The following is a 15234-nucleotide window of genomic DNA, read 5'->3' as shown; positions in this document are numbered from 1 at the left end:
TCTACTGCGCCAGCCTGTGGCAGGACCGACAACGCCACTCAGAGCCAGCCGCGGCGGCGGAAGTACCAGAAGGGCAGGATCGCCGACAGCACCATCATGGCGATGGCGAAGGGATAGCCAAGTTGCCATTTCAACTCGGGGATGATGTCGAAATTCATGCCGTAGACCGAGGCGACCAAAGTCGGCGGCAGGAAAATGACGGCGGCGACCGAGAAGATCTTGATGATGGCGTTCTGCTCGATCGAGATCATGCCGAGCGTGGCGTCCAGCAGGAAGGAGATCTTCTGCGACAGGAAGGTGGCGTGGTCGGCGAGCGACAGCACGTCGCGAGACAGCGTCTTGATGCGCGCCTTGGTGTCCTTGCTCATCTTGGTGCGGGTCGAGGCATGGGCGAAGAAGCCTGCCAGGCGCTGCAGCGAGATCAGGCTGTCGCGGATCGAGGAGGCGATGTCCTCCTTGCGGCCGATGGCTTTCAGCAACTCCTGGAAATCACGGTTGCGCTTGGAAACCTTGGTCGACCGCGCCTCGAAGATATCGCGCGAGATCGCCTCGATGTCGCGGCCGGCGCGTTCCAGAATGTCGGCAAGACGGTCGACGATCGCCTCCAGCAAGCCGATCAGAATGGTGTCGCCGCTGGTGCAGCCGGTCGCCACCTTTTCGGCGCGCTGCGGAAAGGTCTTGAAAGCTTTCGGTTCGTGGTAGCGCACCGTGATCAGTCTTGTGCCGGCGAGCACGAAGGTAACCGGGGACATCAAGGGATCGTCGATTTCGGTCTGGGCGGGCAGGGTGGCGGTCATGAAATAGGCGCCGTCCTCGACATAGAGGCGGCTCGAAATCTCGATCTCCTCCATCTCCTCGCGCGTCGGAATGGCAACGCCGAGCCAGCTCTCGATCGTCGCTTCCTCTTCCTTTGTCGGGTTGAACAGGTCCGCCCAGACGATGGTCTCGCTGTTTGCCAGGAGATCGTCGACGACGCGCAGGCGGTCATTGTCCACGACGAAGGCCTTGATCATCGCCTGATATCCCTTGCTGGGGCCAAAGGGTGCGTTCGGATTGACGCGTCGTGTTGGATTGCACGGGTTCTCGACGTCAGCGCCGACCGTGCGTCTGCCGCTTAGACCTGTGACGTGACAAAATCAAGACAACCGGCTGTAGGGCGGATGGCCGCCGTCGCCTTGGAAGCATGTATCGAGGAACTTCGCCGACAGCTTGCCGGGATGTTCTCGAGCGCTTCAGGCATCAGGTGTTGAACTTGAACAACAGCACATCGCCGTCCTGGACGACATATTCCTTGCCTTCGTCGCGCGCCTTGCCGGCTTCCTTGGCCGCCACTTCGCCGCCCAGTGTGACGAAGTCGTTGTAGGAGATGGTCTGGGCGCGGATGAAGCCGCGCTCGAAATCGGTGTGGATGACACCGGCGGCCTGTGGCGCCTTGTCGCCCCTATGAATGGTCCAGGCGCGCGTCTCCTTCGGCCCGGCGGTGAAATAGGTGATGAGGTGCAGCAAATCGTAGCCGGCGCGGATGACCTTGTTGAGGCCTGGCTCGTCGAGGCCGAGCGAGGACAGGAATTCCATCTCTTCCTCGTCCGAGAGCTGCGCGACCTCGGCTTCGATCGCCGCCGAGATCACCACTGTGCCGGCGCCCTGGGCGGCGGCCATCTTTTCCACGGCCCTGGTGTGTTCGTTGCCGGTGGCGGCGTCGGCCTCCGCGACATTGCAGACATAGAGCACGGGATGCGAGGTCAGAAGGTTCAGGCCCTGCAGGATGCGCAAATCTTCGGCCGAAATACCCTTGAGCAGGATGCGGGTCGGCTTGCCGGCCTGCAGCAGTTCGAGCGCTGCCTCCATCAACGGCAGCACGGTCGTCGCTTCCTTGTCCTTGCTGCCGGCGCGCTTGCGGATCTGCACGATGCGGCGCTCTAGGCTGTCGAGGTCGGCAAGCATCAGCTCGGTCTCGACCGTCTCGGCATCGGCGACGGGGTCGATGCGGCCCTCGACATGGGTGATGTCGTCATCCTCGAAGCAGCGCAGCACATGCACGATGGCGTCGACCTCGCGGATGTTGGCGAGGAACTGGTTGCCCAGCCCTTCGCCTTTCGAGGCACCGCGCACCAGGCCGGCAATGTCGACGAAAGAGATGCGAGTTGGAATGATCTCCTTCGACTTGGCGATCGCCGCGATCTTCTGCAGGCGCGGATCTGGCACCGCCACCTCGCCGGTGTTCGGTTCGATGGTGCAGAATGGATAGTTGGCGGCTTGCGCCGCAGCCGTTCTGGTCAACGCGTTGAAAAGCGTCGACTTGCCGACGTTGGGCAAGCCAACGATGCCGCATTTGAAACCCATTTTTGTTCGGTCCTATCGGGAAAATAGAAATTTGATCAGGGCTATGGGCGATAGGGGTGATCAACGTCAAGCCCTTCGGTCCCTCGATGCTCAGTCCTTGCCGCCGAACAGCTTCTTCAGCATGGCGGCCATTGGACCGCTTTCCGGCAGCTTGACCACCGGCTGTTGAGGCCGTGCTTGGCGGACATGACTTTGCTGCTTGTGCGCCGGCTGCTTCTGCGCTGGCTTTTCGGGCTCCGGCCCGGCCTTGCCCTGGACGGCGAGACTGGCCTTATTCATGAAGCCGGATTCGTCGCCCTTGACGATCATGGCGGCATTGTCGGCGATCGCGTCGAGCAGCGGGTCGAGCCATTCGCGGTCGGCTTTGGCGAAATTGCCGAGCACATGGTGCTGGACCATTTCCTTGACGCCGGGATGGCCGACGCCGATGCGCACGCGGCGATAGCCATTGCCGATATGGCCGTCGATCGACCGGATGCCGTTGTGGCCGCCGGCGCCGCCACCGGTCTTGATGCGCAGCTTGCCTTCGGCAAGGTCGATCTCGTCATAGAAGACGGTGAGCGCGGAAAGCTCGAGCTTGTAGAAGCGCAGTGCTTCGCCGACCGACTGGCCGGACAGGTTCATGAAGGTCTGCGGCTTGATCAGGACGATTTTTTCGCCGCCGAGCGTGCCCTCGGAAATCAGGCCCTGGAATTTCTTCGACCAGGGCGAAAAGGAATGGCGGCGGGCGATTGCGTCCGCCGCCATGAAACCGACATTGTGGCGGTTGTCAGCGTATTTCGCGCCCGGATTGCCGAGACCTGCAAACAGCAGCATCGCCTGCTCCGGGCGTGAAAGAGTTACTTCTCGTCGGCGGCAGGAGCTGCCTCAGGTGCAGCCGCTTCAGCCGTCTCTTCCGTCTCCGGCTTCATCGCCGACGAACCGGCAATGGTCGCGATGGTGAAGTCGCGGTCGGAGATCACAGGCTTGACGCCAGCCGGCAGCTTGACCGCCGAGATGTGGATCGAGTCGCCGATGTTGGCGCCGGTGAGATCGACGGTGATGAACTCCGGGATCGCATTGGCCGGGCAGTGGAACTCGACTTCGTGACGCACGATGTTGAGCACGCCGCCGCGCTTGATGCCGGGCGACTTGTCCTCGTTGATGAAGTGGACAGGCACGTCGACATTGACTTCGGTGTCCTTGCCGATGCGCAGGAAGTCGACATGGACAGGGAAATCCTTGACCGGGTCGAGCTGGAAGTCCTTCGGCAGGACCTGGATCTTCTTGCCGTCGACATCGATCGTGGCGATCGTGGTCAGGAACCCGCCGCCATGGATCTTGTAGTAGATGTCCTTGTAGGTGAGCGCGATAGCCAGGGGAGGCTGCTTGTCACCATAGATTACTGCAGGCACTTTACCGTTGCGGCGAACTGCACGGGCGGACCCCTTACCGACCTGTTCGCGTGCTTCGGCCTTGAGCTCGTAAGTGTCGTGGCTCATGGCATTTCCTTTCGGTTTACTGGAGCGCTCACGGTTGGCAGAGTGCCTGGACCGTAAACGTCGAAAGCCGACATACCCATGCATGATCTGGTCCGAAAACCGGAATCCACTTTTCGGGATCATGCGGGAAGGCGGCCTTCCGCCGCGTTGCCTCCAAGGGTGTCTACGCGGGTGGCGGCTCTATAGCGGAAGGCGGCCGGAGGTGCAAGCCAAAGGCACGCCCAGCCTGGTGCAGTCCAGGCGGTCGCTATCCGCGCTTTTCGATGACGGCATAAAGCACGTTGCGGTTCTCGCCGAAGAACACCCGCGCCTCGACGGTGTTGCGGTCGACGCTGGCATTGACGATGTTCCACATATCGACCTCCGATCGCAGCAGCAACACCCAGTCCATGAATGTCTCCCGGTAGCCGGCGTCAGGCGTGCCCTCGGCGTAGTTCGCAAACAGGAACGTCCCGTTCGGCTTCAACATCTGCAGGCAGGTCTTCGTGAGTTTCACCGCGACGTTGTGGGCGAGGTAGTCGTAGAGGCCGGAGGCATAGATGAAATCGAACTTGCCGAGCTTGTGGCCCCGCGTGAGCACGGTTCGCACCGAGCCGTCGATGGCTTCGACCGCGGTGCCCTGGAAGTCGCGCGCGATCAGCCCAACGCTCTGGGGATCCTGATCGAGCGCAATCCAGCGCTTGAGACGGCCCTCCGTCAAGGCTACCGAGCGATTGGCCTCCCGCAAATGGCCGGCCGCGATCGCCAGGACCTCGGTTTGCGGTCCATTCTTGACCGCAATCTCGTCGACATATCGGGTCAGGAGGTCGCGTCGTTCCCGTGCCGCGACGCATGAGGGTACGTTCTGGGTATGGCTATAGAGCGCCTTGCCGATCTCCGAGGCATTGGCCACGCTCTCTGCCACGTGCGGGTCGCAATAGATGTAATCAAGCAACTGCGCGTCGCCGGAATAGCCCCTGGGCTTGGTGAAGGACCAGCGCGTCAGCGGATCCTCGAGAAAATACTTCAGGATCGGATGGTTCTGCGCCACCGGTATCAACGCATGCCAGACGTCGGGATGAACCTTGGAATGCAGGCCATTGAGGAAGGACAGCAAGCGACCGACGATCTCGGCGGGGTTCTTGTCCTGTTCGATCTGCTGCTGTGTCGCGTGGAGAATGAGCGCCAGCTCCGCGCGCGCGGTTTCGAACGCTTCGCCATGATGCTCGAGCTTTCCCCGAGGCAGCGTGCCGGCGAGCATCGCGGCAGTAATCAAGCTTTTGCCATCAAGAATGGTCTGCACGCCATCACTCCATAGTTAACAGTCGGTTAACTTATTGCGTAGAATGCTCCATTTGCCAATGTCGGGCTGACGGCATTTTATCGTTATGATTAATTTCCCGCCAACCATGTTCCTCTTTAGACGGCTTCCGGCCCGAATTCCGGGTTCGAGTTAACGGAAACTTGTCTTGCGCGATTGCATTTGTTTGCCCGGCGTCGCAATCGCCGTCGCGTCCCAAAGGAGCCGGCCCGCGTGGGGGCAGAAGCTGGAAATGAGTTCGGAAAACAAAATCCCTTTCAAACGGGGTCTATTGTGATGAACGAACACCTGTCCTCCGTATTGGTTGATACGGTTGATGCGGAGCCGTACGAGCCGCGCTATGAACTGAGCGCCGACGAGCTCCGCACCCTTTACCGCACCGAAGCGCAGGCGACGCGAAGAGGAGAAGCCAGGCCAGGGCTCTGGATTGCGGTTGCGATCTATCTCTTGTTTTCGGCAATGGATCTGCTGCTGATCCCGGACGTTGCCGCCTACACGATCACGGCGCGCTTCGCGGTCGGCTTGAGCGCGCTTTTGATCCTCGAAGCACAGCTTCGCCGGGGGATTGGAACGGAATGGCTCGACGTGACCTGCGCCGGAGCCATCATCTTCGGCTATGTTGGTTGGTTGTGCCCAGCGGTTCTTGGCGCGGACAAGGAAAGCGTCTCCTACTATATGGTCTTCGGGACCATATTCATGATGAGCGCAAATCTTTTCTTTACGTTCAACTTCAAGCTTTCCATCGTAACTTCCGCAATAATATTGTGCATACTTTACATCGTGAATTATTTCGTTCCTTCAACCCTTACATATAAAATGGTATTCGGGGCTTTTTATATTTCCTGTTTCACGTTCACCTCGTATGTGAACTGGAAGCTGAATGAGGAACGCTACAACGTCTTCCTGAATGCCCTGGAAGCCAAGATCCAGCACAATGAGGCGACCGAACGCGGCAAGGCCCTGCTGAGGTTGTCGCGGACCGATCCGCTGACGGGTCTGGAGAACCGGCGCGCGATCGACGAAAAGCTGCGGGACTACTGGAGCGAATGGCAAAAGGTAGGCACCAGCTTCGGGGCGATCCTCATCGACGTGGACTTCTTCAAGAAATTCAATGACTGCTACGGCCATCAAGAAGGCGACCGCTGCCTGATCCATGTCGCCAATGCCCTTAGCGATATGATCAAACAGTATAATGGCTCCATCGGCCGCTATGGCGGTGAAGAGTTCATCGTCCTGGCTCGCATGGAGAAAAAAGAGCAGATCCTGGACATCGCGGAAGCCATTTGCAGCACAGTGGAGAACCTGGCTCTGACGCACGAACTGCGGCGCGACGGCGTCTCGATCGTAACCGTGAGCGTTGGTGCCGCATTCACCAGGACGCAGACCGGGGCCAAGCTGGAGAAGATCATCCACGAGGCCGATCGCGCGCTTTATCTGGCAAAAGCCGGCGGCCGAAACTGTGCCCGGCTGTTCGACCCAACCGATCCGCAAAGCAGCGACGAGAGCGAGAACATTGCGGCCTTGCTGAAGATCGCGATCGGCCAGAATCTCGTTTCACTGGTTTATCAGCCTATCCAGGATGTCAAATCGGACCGGGTTGAAGCGGTGGAGGCTCTGATGCGCCTCAAAATGCTGGATGGCACATCGGTTCCGCCGAGCCTGTTCATTCCCGTCGCGGAACGAACCGGCGCGATCCTGGAACTCGGGCGCTGGGCGATAAGGACGGTGTGCGCCGAGCTCCTGGCGGACGACCACGTCCGTGTCGTCAGCGTCAACGTCTCTCCGATCCAGCTTAAGACACCTGGCTTCGCAACGTCTGTCGCGACCATTCTGGGCGAAACCGGCGTCGCCGGCAGCAGGCTGGCCTTCGAGATCACCGAAGGGCTGGAGATGGAGATGCACTCGGACATTCTGCGCTGCATCAGCGACCTGAAGCTGCTGGGGATCAAGATATGGCTTGATGATTTCGGGACCGGCTTTGCGGGCCTTTCGTGGCTTCGCCTGATCGATTTCGACACGGTGAAGATCGACCGCTCTTTTCTGCACGACTGCAGCTCCCTGAGCGGCAAGGCGATGCTGCAGGACATCATCACCCTGGTTCGAAATCGCGGCCACAAGATCCTGGTCGAAGGGGTGGAAACCGACGAACAGATGGCTTTGATGCGCGAATTCGGCATAGACAAGATCCAGGGCTTCCATGTCGGCCGCCCCGCTCCCGCTGTCAGTTTCCAGGCAAAGCGGGCCATGCGCAAACGGTCATTTGCCGTGCTTAAGTCCGCATGATGATGGCCTCTGTCCGACGTTTGGCTTAGCCGCCGTCAAAAGCCGTGCTGATTGCAATTAATCCATGACAGGGCCAAGCAAGGGGCTAGCGGTCGCCGGTCAACGCGTTGCGTAGCGCCTGGATCTGCCGGTTCAAGGCATCGAGCTCGGCCAGCGTCATGCCCGAGCGTTCGACCAAGGTCTCGTTCAGACAGTTGCACTGGACAAGCAGCCCGCGCCCGGCTGATGTCAGATCGACCTGCACCTGGCGCTCGTCGGTCTGGCTGCGCTGGCGCGTCACCAGCCCGGCCTGCTCCATTCGCTTCACCAGCGGCGTGACGGTGCTCGATTCCAGAGCGAGCCTGTGGGCGATCGTGCCGACCGACATGCCGTCGGCCTCTCCAAGCGCGTTCAGTACCAGGTACTGCGGATAGGTGATGCCCATATCGTCCAGCATCGGCTTGTAGGTGCGGTTGATCGCCATGCTGGTGGCGTAGAGCGTGAAACAGAGCTGATTGTCCAACGGGAGAGGCACGGCGCATTCCTTTTGCCAATATGGGCATCAATTCGATACCACGAAAAATAATATCGCGATACATATTTTTGTGGACAAGGGTTTTGGGCCGCGTTAGCTATATGGTTATCGCGATATTGTTTATTGCGGACATAACCAAAGGAGATTGAGATGACCTCGCAAACCAAGCCCGGCTCCGGCAGCGGTACGATCACCACCAAGGACGGAACGCAGATTTACTACAAGGACTGGGGGACCGGGCAGCCTGTCGTCTTCCATCATGGCTGGCCGTTGAGCAGCGACGATTGGGACGCCCAGATGCTGTTCTTCCTGTCGCAAGGCTACCGTGTCATTGCCCATGATCGGCGTGGCCATGGGCGCTCGACCCAGACGGATATCGGCAACGAAATGGACACCTATGCCGCCGATGTCGCGGAACTCGCCGCTTATCTTGACCTCAAGAATGCCATTCATGTCGGACATTCGACCGGCGGCGGCGAAGTGGCGCGCTATGTTGCCAACTATGGCGCCGGCGGCCGTGTCGCCAAGGCGGTGCTGATCGGCGCGGTGCCGCCAATCATGCTCAAGACTGCCGCCAATCCCGGCGGCCTGCCGATCGAAGTGTTCGACGGCTTCCGCTCCGCCCAGGCAGCCAATCGCGCCCAGTTCTTCCGCGACGTTCCATCAGGTCCGTTCTACGGGTTCAACCGTCCGGGCGCGGACATCTCGCAGGGCGTCATCGACAATTGGTGGCGCCAGGGCATGATGGGCGGCACCAAGGCGCATTATGATTGTATCAAGGCTTTCTCGGAAACCGACTTCACCGAGGATCTGAAGGCAATCGACGTGCCTGTCCTGGTCATGCACGGAGACGACGACCAGATCGTTCCGATCGCCGATTCGGCGCTGCTGACGATCAAGCTGCTCAAGAAGGGCGAGCTCAAGGTCTACAAGGGCTTCCCGCACGGCATGGCCACGACCCATGCAGACATCATCAACGCCGACCTGCTGGCCTTCTTCAAGGCTTAAGGCCATGGCCCACAAAAATGCACCCGTCATCAGGCGGGTGCATTTTTGTGACAGCGGCAGACCCGCCTGATCTAGGCGGCCGCCTGCGCTTTGCGCGCTTCCTTCATGTTTGGCAGGAACACGGTGAGCAATCCAAGAAACGGCAAATACGAGCAGATCTGGAAGACGAAATCGATGCCCTTCATATCGGCGACGATACCGAGCACGGCCGCCGCGATGCCGCCCATGCCGAAGGCGAAGCCGAAGAAGATGCCGGCGATCATGCCGACGCGGCCCGGCACGAGTTCCTGCGCAAAGACGACGATGTTCGAGAAGGCAGAGGACAGGATCAGGCCGATCAGCACCGTCAGCACCATCGTCCATTCCAGATTGGCGTAGGGCAAGGCGAGCGTGAAGGGCAGCACGCCGACGATGGAGAACCAGATCATCGCCTTCTGCCCGTAGCGGTCGCCGAATGGGCCGCCGAGCAGGATGCCCAGCGCCGAGGCTCCGAGGAACAGGAACAGCATGACTTGGCTCATCTGCACCGAAACGCCGAACTTATGCATGGAATAGAAGGTGTAGTAGCTGGCGAGGCTGGCGATGTAGGCATTCTTGCTCAGCACCAGCAGGGTCAGCACGATCAATGCGTTCATCACCTTGCGGCGCGGGAAGGGCGAAACGAAGCTCGCCGCCTTGCGGGTGCCCTGTGCGGCACGCAGCCGGCTGTACCAGCCGCCGACCTGCCACAAAACGATGATGCCGATCAGCGAGCCGATGGCGAACCAGGAAATGCTGGTCTGGCCGAACGGCACGACGATGAAGGCTGCCAGCAGCGGCCCCATGGACTGTCCGAAATTGCCGCCAACCTGGAACAGCGACTGCGCCAGGCCGAAGCGGCCGCCGGAGGCGAAGCGGGCGATGCGCGAGGATTCCGGATGGAAGATCGCCGAGCCGATGCCGATCAGCGAGGCGCCGATCAGGAGCAGCGAATAGTGCCCGGCATAGGCGAGCACAATCAGGCCGATCAGCGATGACGCCATGCCGTAGGGCAGCGAATAGGGCATCGGCCGCTTGTCGGTGATCATGCCGATCACAGGCTGCAGCAGCGACGCGGTCACCTGGAAGGTGAAGGTCAACAAGCCGATCTGCCAGAAATCGAGGCCATAATTCTCTTTCAGGAGCGGGTAAATGGCCGACAGCAGCGACTGCATGATGTCGTTGATGCAGTGGCAGAAGCTCACCGCCAGGATGACGGTGAAGGCCGTCGCCTGGGCTGAAGCGTGACTGGTGGTCGCCGGTGGGGCGACGCTGGCGGCTGTCGTATCGGTCAAGGTAGGCTCCGTGGTCTTTTTGGCGGGCAGGCCCGCAGGCAGTTGACGGACGCACCTGCGGCCGCCTTGTCGGACGCTCCTGTGGAGCGCTTGGGACCGGTGCCTTATAAGCTGCTTGCGGGATGACTTCTTTCGTGGTTTGGTCCAATAGTTTCGCAAGTGGGCCATATCGGATGCCGCACGGCAAAGAAGTCTTTCACGCTGGCAACGCCAATCTCGGGCAGTTGCACGAGAGCCGCTGGCAGTGGCTTGAGCAAGTGGCCGGGCCGGCGGTGGCATTGCCGACCGAATATCCCGATGGCTACCGTGTGCCGAAACACCGCCACAGCCGCAGCCAGCTCTTGCATGCGCTTGTCGGCGTGGTGCTGGTGACGACGCGCTACGGGCGCTGGATGGTGCCGCCCGACCACGCGATGTGGATTCCAGCCGGCACCGAGCATTCCGTCGAGATGCTGGGCGATGTCTCGATGCGTTCGGTCTATGTCATGCCACAGGCGATCCCCGGGCTGCCCGAAGGCTTGCGCGTCGTCGGCGTCACCGACCTGATGCACAGCCTGATCGTGGAATCGGAAAAGCTGCCGCAAGGCGGCGTTCTGGAAGGACGTGGTGGGCTGATCATGAACCTTTTGCTGCACGAAATCCCGACCTTGCCGGAACGGCCGCTCGGCCTGCCATTCCCGTCCGATCCAAGGCTGTCGGCGCTCTGCCGGCGCTTCGTCGCGGCACCGTCGCCGCATGCGACGATCGATGAATGGGCGGATGCCGCCGGCATGAGCCGCCGCTCCTTCACCCGCGCCTTCCAGCGCCAGACCGGCCTGTCGCTGTCGACATGGCGCCAGCAGGCCTGCCTGTTCGCGGCGCTGCCCAGGCTGGCGGACGGCGAGCCGATCACCAGGGTGGCGCTCGATCTCGGCTATGACAGCGTGCCGGCCTTCATCACCATGTTCAAGCGCATGCTGGGAACCTCGCCGCGCGGCTATATGCGCGGCGCACGAGAAAGCGTCGAGGTCGCTCGTCGCCTGGTCGGCCCGGTTCGGTTGGAAAGCCCTGCGCCGCAACGGCAGGTGCTGTTCTAGAGCATTTTACCGTTTCATGGAAACGGCGAGCTGCTCTAACTCTTTGTTTTGACGTAATTCTCTAGGGAAAGCGCTACGCGCTTTTCCCGGGAAAACCGCTTCACACTTTTCCTAGAATTGCTCTAGCTAGAATTGCTCTAGTCGAACAGGCTCGACACCGATTCCTCGGTCGCGGTGCGCGAAATGGCTTCGCCCATGAGGTCGGCGATCGAGATGACGCGGATGTTGGGCGCGTCGAGCACGCCCTGGGTGGGCTGGATGGAATCGGTGATCACCAGTTCCTGCAGCTTCGAGCCGCTGATGCGGGCAACCGCACCGCCCGACAGCACACCGTGGGTGATATAGGCGGTGACACTGGTGGCGCCGTTGGCCAGCAGTGCATCGGCGGCGTTGCACAGCGTGCCGCCGGAATCGACGATGTCGTCGATCAGCAGGCAATCCTTGCCGGCGACCGCGCCGATGATGTTCATGACTTCCGATTCGCCGGGCCGTTCGCGGCGCTTGTCGACGATGGCCAATTGCGCATCGAAGCGCTTGGCCAGCGCACGGGCGCGGACCACGCCGCCAATGTCGGGCGAGACAACCACGACGTTGCCGAGTTGCTTGTATTTGGCCTTCACGTCGCGGGCCATCACCGGCACGGAAAACAGATTGTCGGTCGGAATATCGAAGAAGCCCTGGATCTGGCCGGCATGCAGGTCAAGTGTCAGAACGCGGTCGACACCGGCGCGGGTGATCATGTTGGCGACCAGCTTGGCCGAGATCGGCGTGCGGCCGGAGGCGCGGCGGTCCTGCCTGGCGTAGCCGAAATAGGGGATGACCGCCGTGATGCGCTTGGCCGAGGAACGCATGAAGGCATCGATCATGATGAGCAATTCCATCAAATGATCGTTGGTCGGGAACGAGGTCGATTGCAGGATGAAGACATCCTCGCCGCGCACGTTTTCCTGGATTTCGACGAAGATTTCCTGGTCGGCGAAGCGCCTGACCGTGGCTTTGCCCAGCGGGACGTTGAGGTACCGGGCGACCGCTTCGGCCAGCACCCTGTTGGAATTGCCCGCGAAGAGTTTCATGCACGGTTCCTGGTGGAGGATGATGAGACCTGACGGACTCGCTTGCGCCCTTTAACCGGGCTTTTAGCGGCCCGCGCCGGTATTGCAAGCGCCGAGATCGGGAATCCGCCGGCTAAACTCAAGAAAGCTCCGCGCCATCGCCGGGCTGCAACAGGGAGCAGCGGACTTGCGCTGCTCCTTCTTCTCGTTGGGCATTGGATTTTCCCAAAACCGTCTCCACTTTTTGGGCCCGATGCCTCTAGCCCGCCTTGCCGCCGAGCCAGGCCGCGAATTGGTCGATGGTCTGGTCGGCGATCGTCTGCATGGTGGCCGGCGAGACCCCCTTCCAGCTGTCGCCGCCCGCGCTGGCGCCGGAATTGACCGACGGGGCCTTCTGCTGACCATTGATGCGGTGCAGCCGGTTGCCGGCGGGGTCATAGACATCCCAGACATAGATGACGGTGGTGTCGGCGCCTTCCGACATCGTCGAGAAATAGCCCTTCAGCACATGTGTCACGGTCTGGTCGGCGCTGCCGGCGAGCGTGATACCGCGCTGCCTGGCGCGGGTCTGCAACTCCGCCGTCAGAGGTGTCGCGGCTTCCACCGAAGCGCCGACGATCGGCGCGATCTGCAGGCGGGTCTTCGACAGGATGGCAGCGCTTTGGGCTGATGTGACCGGTGCGGCGGTGGTTGCGGGAGCGCCCGCCGTGCTGGTGGCGGGCAGCGTCTGGGTCGACGTCGCCGGCGGAGTGATCGCCGACGGTTCGAGCACGTCCTTTGCGTTGGTGCAGGCGGCAAGAGCCAATGCCACAAGCAATGACACGGTCGTCACATGCGATCGTCTCATTTGCCTTCTAACTCCTTGGCGAAGAACGCCTCCCATTGTGGATTCACTGTACGATCAAGTCGAGATCATGGCGGGACAGCGGCTTGGGCTGGGATTCGGTGGTCAGGTAGGTGCGGCCAAGCGTCATCGCCGTCTCGGTATCGGAGTCCATGATGATCATATGGGCGAACAGCGTCATGTTGGGCGCGATCGGTTCGGGATTGCCCTGGTAGAACATCGGCATGTCCATCCAGGACGGGGTGAAGCGGGCGCCGACCGAATAGCCGCAGGCGTTCAGCCGGTGCTTGGTCAGGCCGTGTGCCTCCATGGTGCGGGCATGCGCATCGAAGACGTCGCCGAAGCTGTTGCCCGGCGTCATCGCCTTTTCGACAGCCAGGAGTGCCGCGCGGGCGGCGTCGAACAATTCCTGATGGCGCTTCGACACCTTGCCGGTCAGCACCGTGCGCATCATCGGTGCGTGGTAGTGGTTGAAGACGCCGGCCCATTCGAGCGTCAGCTGGTCATTTTTGGTGAGCTTGCGGCGGCCGGCCTTGTAGCGGCACAGCAGCGCATCGACGCCGGAGCCGATGATGAATTCGTTGGCCGGATAGTCGCCGCCGCCGGCAAAGATCGCACCCTGCATGGCGGCCAGGATCAGGGCTTCGTCGCCGCCTTGCTTGATCAGCGGCAGCGCCGCGTCGAGCGCATCGTCGGAGAGATTGGCGGCCTTCTCGGCCTTGGCGATCTCGGCCGGGCTCTTGAACAGGCGCAGGCGGCCGACAATGCCGGACGCATCGGCGATCTGGCCGAAGGTCTGCAACTGTTCGTCGAGCCGTCGGCCATTGAACGCGGTCAGGCCATGGGTGTCGTATTCGACACCGATGCGGGCTCCGAGCAGGTCGAGTTCGTTGAGCAGATTACGCAGGTCTACCGCCGGATTGGCGCCATTACGGTCCGTCCACAAGACGATGTTGTCGATAATCGAGGTCTGACGCGCCTGGCGCAGGTCGGCCGAGCGGGTCAGCAGCACCATCGAACCGTCGGCCTTCACCACCAGGCACTGGAAGAAGCAGAAGCCGAACGTGTCGTAGCCGGTCAGCCAGTACATGCTTTCCTGCGCGAACAGCAGGATGGCATCAAGCTTCTTTTCGGCCATCTCGATGATCAGCCGGTCGCGCCGCGCGTCAAATTCAGATCGTTCAAAATGCAGCGCCATTATTCCCTCTCCAAGACGATTGCCGAAACCTGCCGGCCGTAATCGGGCTCCTTGCGATGCGTGGTGCGCCGGTAGGAGTAGAACAGGCCTTCCTCGGCGTAAGTGCAGCGGTCGAGGCCCTCAGCCGTCACGCCGGCCTCGGCCAGCCGGTCAACCGTGTAGCGGTTGAGGTCGAACATGGCATGGCCGGCATTGGCGGACGGCGCGAAATAGAGGATGTTTTCGGCGTCGGCATCGACAAAGCGGGCGACGAATTCCGGGCCGACCTCGTAGTTATCAGGGCCGATGGAGGGGCCCAGCACGGCGACGATGTTTTGACGCCGGGCACCGAGGCTTTCCATTGCCAGGATGGTGTTTTCGAGCACGCCGGTGAACGCGCCTTTCCAGCCGGCATGCGCGGCGCCGATGATGCGCGCCTCAGCATCCGCGAACAGCACGGGACCGCAATCGGCGGTCGAAGCGCCGATGGCGATGCCCGGCCGGTCGGTGACGATGGCGTCTGCCTTGGGCCGCTCGCCGGCAAAGGGCTCCCTGGCGATGATGACGTCGGGCGAATGGATTTGCCAGGCGGTCAACAGATGGTTCGCCGGCACGCCCATCCAGGCGGCGACGCGGCCGCGGTTCTCTGCGACCAGCGCCTGGTCGTCATTCGATCCGGTGCCGATGTTGAGGCCCTGGTAGATGCCGCCGGAGACACCGCCGATGCGGGTGAAATAGCCGTGGCGGATGCCTTGTGCCTGCGCCTTGTCCAGCAGCGGCGACCGAACGGGATCCGGTTTGGTCTGATTCAGCATGCGGGCGTTGTTGTCCGTGTGGGCGGTT

15 protein-coding genes are annotated in these 15234 nt (G+C 61.3%); 3 read left to right on the top strand and 12 right to left on the bottom strand.

The window, feature by feature from the left end; all coding sequences use genetic code 11:
* Positions 1-38: 38 nt before the first annotated feature.
* The 5 genes from corA to AC0L24_RS05105 all read right to left on the bottom strand — a co-directional run bounded on the left by corA (position 39) and on the right by AC0L24_RS05105 (position 5106).
* Positions 39-1013, bottom strand: a complete 975-nt coding sequence (gene corA, locus AC0L24_RS05125; RefSeq protein WP_127396071.1) for a magnesium/cobalt transporter CorA — start codon at positions 1011-1013, stop codon at positions 39-41.
* 226 nt (positions 1014-1239) lie between these two features.
* Entirely contained in the window at positions 1240-2343 is a 1104-nt protein-coding gene (gene ychF / locus AC0L24_RS05120; protein ID WP_127809530.1) for a redox-regulated ATPase YchF, read from the bottom strand.
* Between the two features lie 90 nt (positions 2344-2433).
* The gene (pth, locus tag AC0L24_RS05115; protein WP_127809531.1) at positions 2434-3159 is read right to left on the bottom strand and encodes an aminoacyl-tRNA hydrolase; all 726 of its coding nucleotides are present in this window, start codon (positions 3157-3159) and stop codon (positions 2434-2436) included.
* A gap of 23 nt (positions 3160-3182) precedes the next feature.
* Positions 3183-3824: a 50S ribosomal protein L25/general stress protein Ctc gene (locus AC0L24_RS05110; RefSeq protein WP_127270548.1), complete on the bottom strand. Its 642-nt coding sequence runs from the start codon at positions 3822-3824 to the stop codon at positions 3183-3185.
* A 247-nt stretch (positions 3825-4071) separates the two neighbouring features.
* Positions 4072-5106 (bottom strand): class I SAM-dependent methyltransferase, encoded by a 1035-nt coding sequence (locus AC0L24_RS05105; protein WP_473563515.1) that lies wholly within the window; start codon positions 5104-5106, stop codon positions 4072-4074.
* Between the two features lie 294 nt (positions 5107-5400).
* On the opposite strand from AC0L24_RS05105, the gene AC0L24_RS05100 reads away from it, so the two are divergent.
* The gene (locus tag AC0L24_RS05100) at positions 5401-7407 is read left to right on the top strand and encodes a putative bifunctional diguanylate cyclase/phosphodiesterase (RefSeq protein WP_473563513.1); all 2007 of its coding nucleotides are present in this window, start codon (positions 5401-5403) and stop codon (positions 7405-7407) included.
* Between the two features lie 85 nt (positions 7408-7492).
* Here the strand turns inward: AC0L24_RS05100 and AC0L24_RS05095 are convergent, their stop codons facing one another.
* Positions 7493-7921 carry a MarR family winged helix-turn-helix transcriptional regulator gene (locus AC0L24_RS05095; protein ID WP_127397024.1) on the bottom strand — a complete coding sequence of 143 codons (429 nt, stop codon included), beginning with the start codon at positions 7919-7921 and terminating at the stop codon, positions 7493-7495.
* Positions 7922-8071: 150 nt separating this feature from the next.
* On the opposite strand from AC0L24_RS05095, the gene AC0L24_RS05090 reads away from it, so the two are divergent.
* Positions 8072-8929: an alpha/beta fold hydrolase gene (locus tag AC0L24_RS05090; RefSeq protein ID WP_127809533.1), complete on the top strand. Its 858-nt coding sequence runs from the start codon at positions 8072-8074 to the stop codon at positions 8927-8929.
* A gap of 71 nt (positions 8930-9000) precedes the next feature.
* Here the strand turns inward: AC0L24_RS05090 and AC0L24_RS05085 are convergent, their stop codons facing one another.
* Complete coding sequence (locus tag AC0L24_RS05085; protein ID WP_164873804.1) at positions 9001-10242, bottom strand: MFS transporter; 1242 nt, start codon at positions 10240-10242, stop codon at positions 9001-9003.
* A 173-nt stretch (positions 10243-10415) separates the two neighbouring features.
* Here AC0L24_RS05085 and AC0L24_RS05080 point away from each other — a divergent pair, with 173 nt between their 5' ends.
* Positions 10416-11318: an AraC family transcriptional regulator gene (locus tag AC0L24_RS05080; RefSeq protein ID WP_473563511.1), complete on the top strand. Its 903-nt coding sequence runs from the start codon at positions 10416-10418 to the stop codon at positions 11316-11318.
* Between the two features lie 137 nt (positions 11319-11455).
* Here the strand turns inward: AC0L24_RS05080 and AC0L24_RS05075 are convergent, their stop codons facing one another.
* From AC0L24_RS05075 to pgeF, 5 genes are all read right to left on the bottom strand, one after another.
* A complete protein-coding gene (locus AC0L24_RS05075; protein ID WP_013530002.1) occupies positions 11456-12391 on the bottom strand; it encodes a ribose-phosphate pyrophosphokinase in 936 nt (311 codons plus the stop codon).
* Between the two features lie 63 nt (positions 12392-12454).
* A complete protein-coding gene (locus tag AC0L24_RS05070; protein WP_256747485.1) occupies positions 12455-12586 on the bottom strand; it encodes a hypothetical protein in 132 nt (43 codons plus the stop codon).
* A gap of 43 nt (positions 12587-12629) precedes the next feature.
* Positions 12630-13217 carry a hypothetical protein gene (locus tag AC0L24_RS05065; protein WP_127321245.1) on the bottom strand — a complete coding sequence of 196 codons (588 nt, stop codon included), beginning with the start codon at positions 13215-13217 and terminating at the stop codon, positions 12630-12632.
* A 43-nt stretch (positions 13218-13260) separates the two neighbouring features.
* A complete protein-coding gene (locus tag AC0L24_RS05060; RefSeq protein ID WP_127270541.1) occupies positions 13261-14412 on the bottom strand; it encodes a M24 family metallopeptidase in 1152 nt (383 codons plus the stop codon).
* Positions 14412-15206 (bottom strand): peptidoglycan editing factor PgeF, encoded by a 795-nt coding sequence (gene pgeF / locus AC0L24_RS05055; RefSeq protein ID WP_127380566.1) that lies wholly within the window; start codon positions 15204-15206, stop codon positions 14412-14414. The genes AC0L24_RS05060 and pgeF overlap by 1 nt, the downstream gene beginning before the upstream one ends.
* Positions 15207-15234 lie beyond the last annotated feature (28 nt).

The organism is Mesorhizobium sp. WSM4809, from assembly GCF_055811655.1.
Note: the sequence above shows the minus strand (reverse complement) of the source record. Positions and strands in the feature narration are given on the sequence as shown.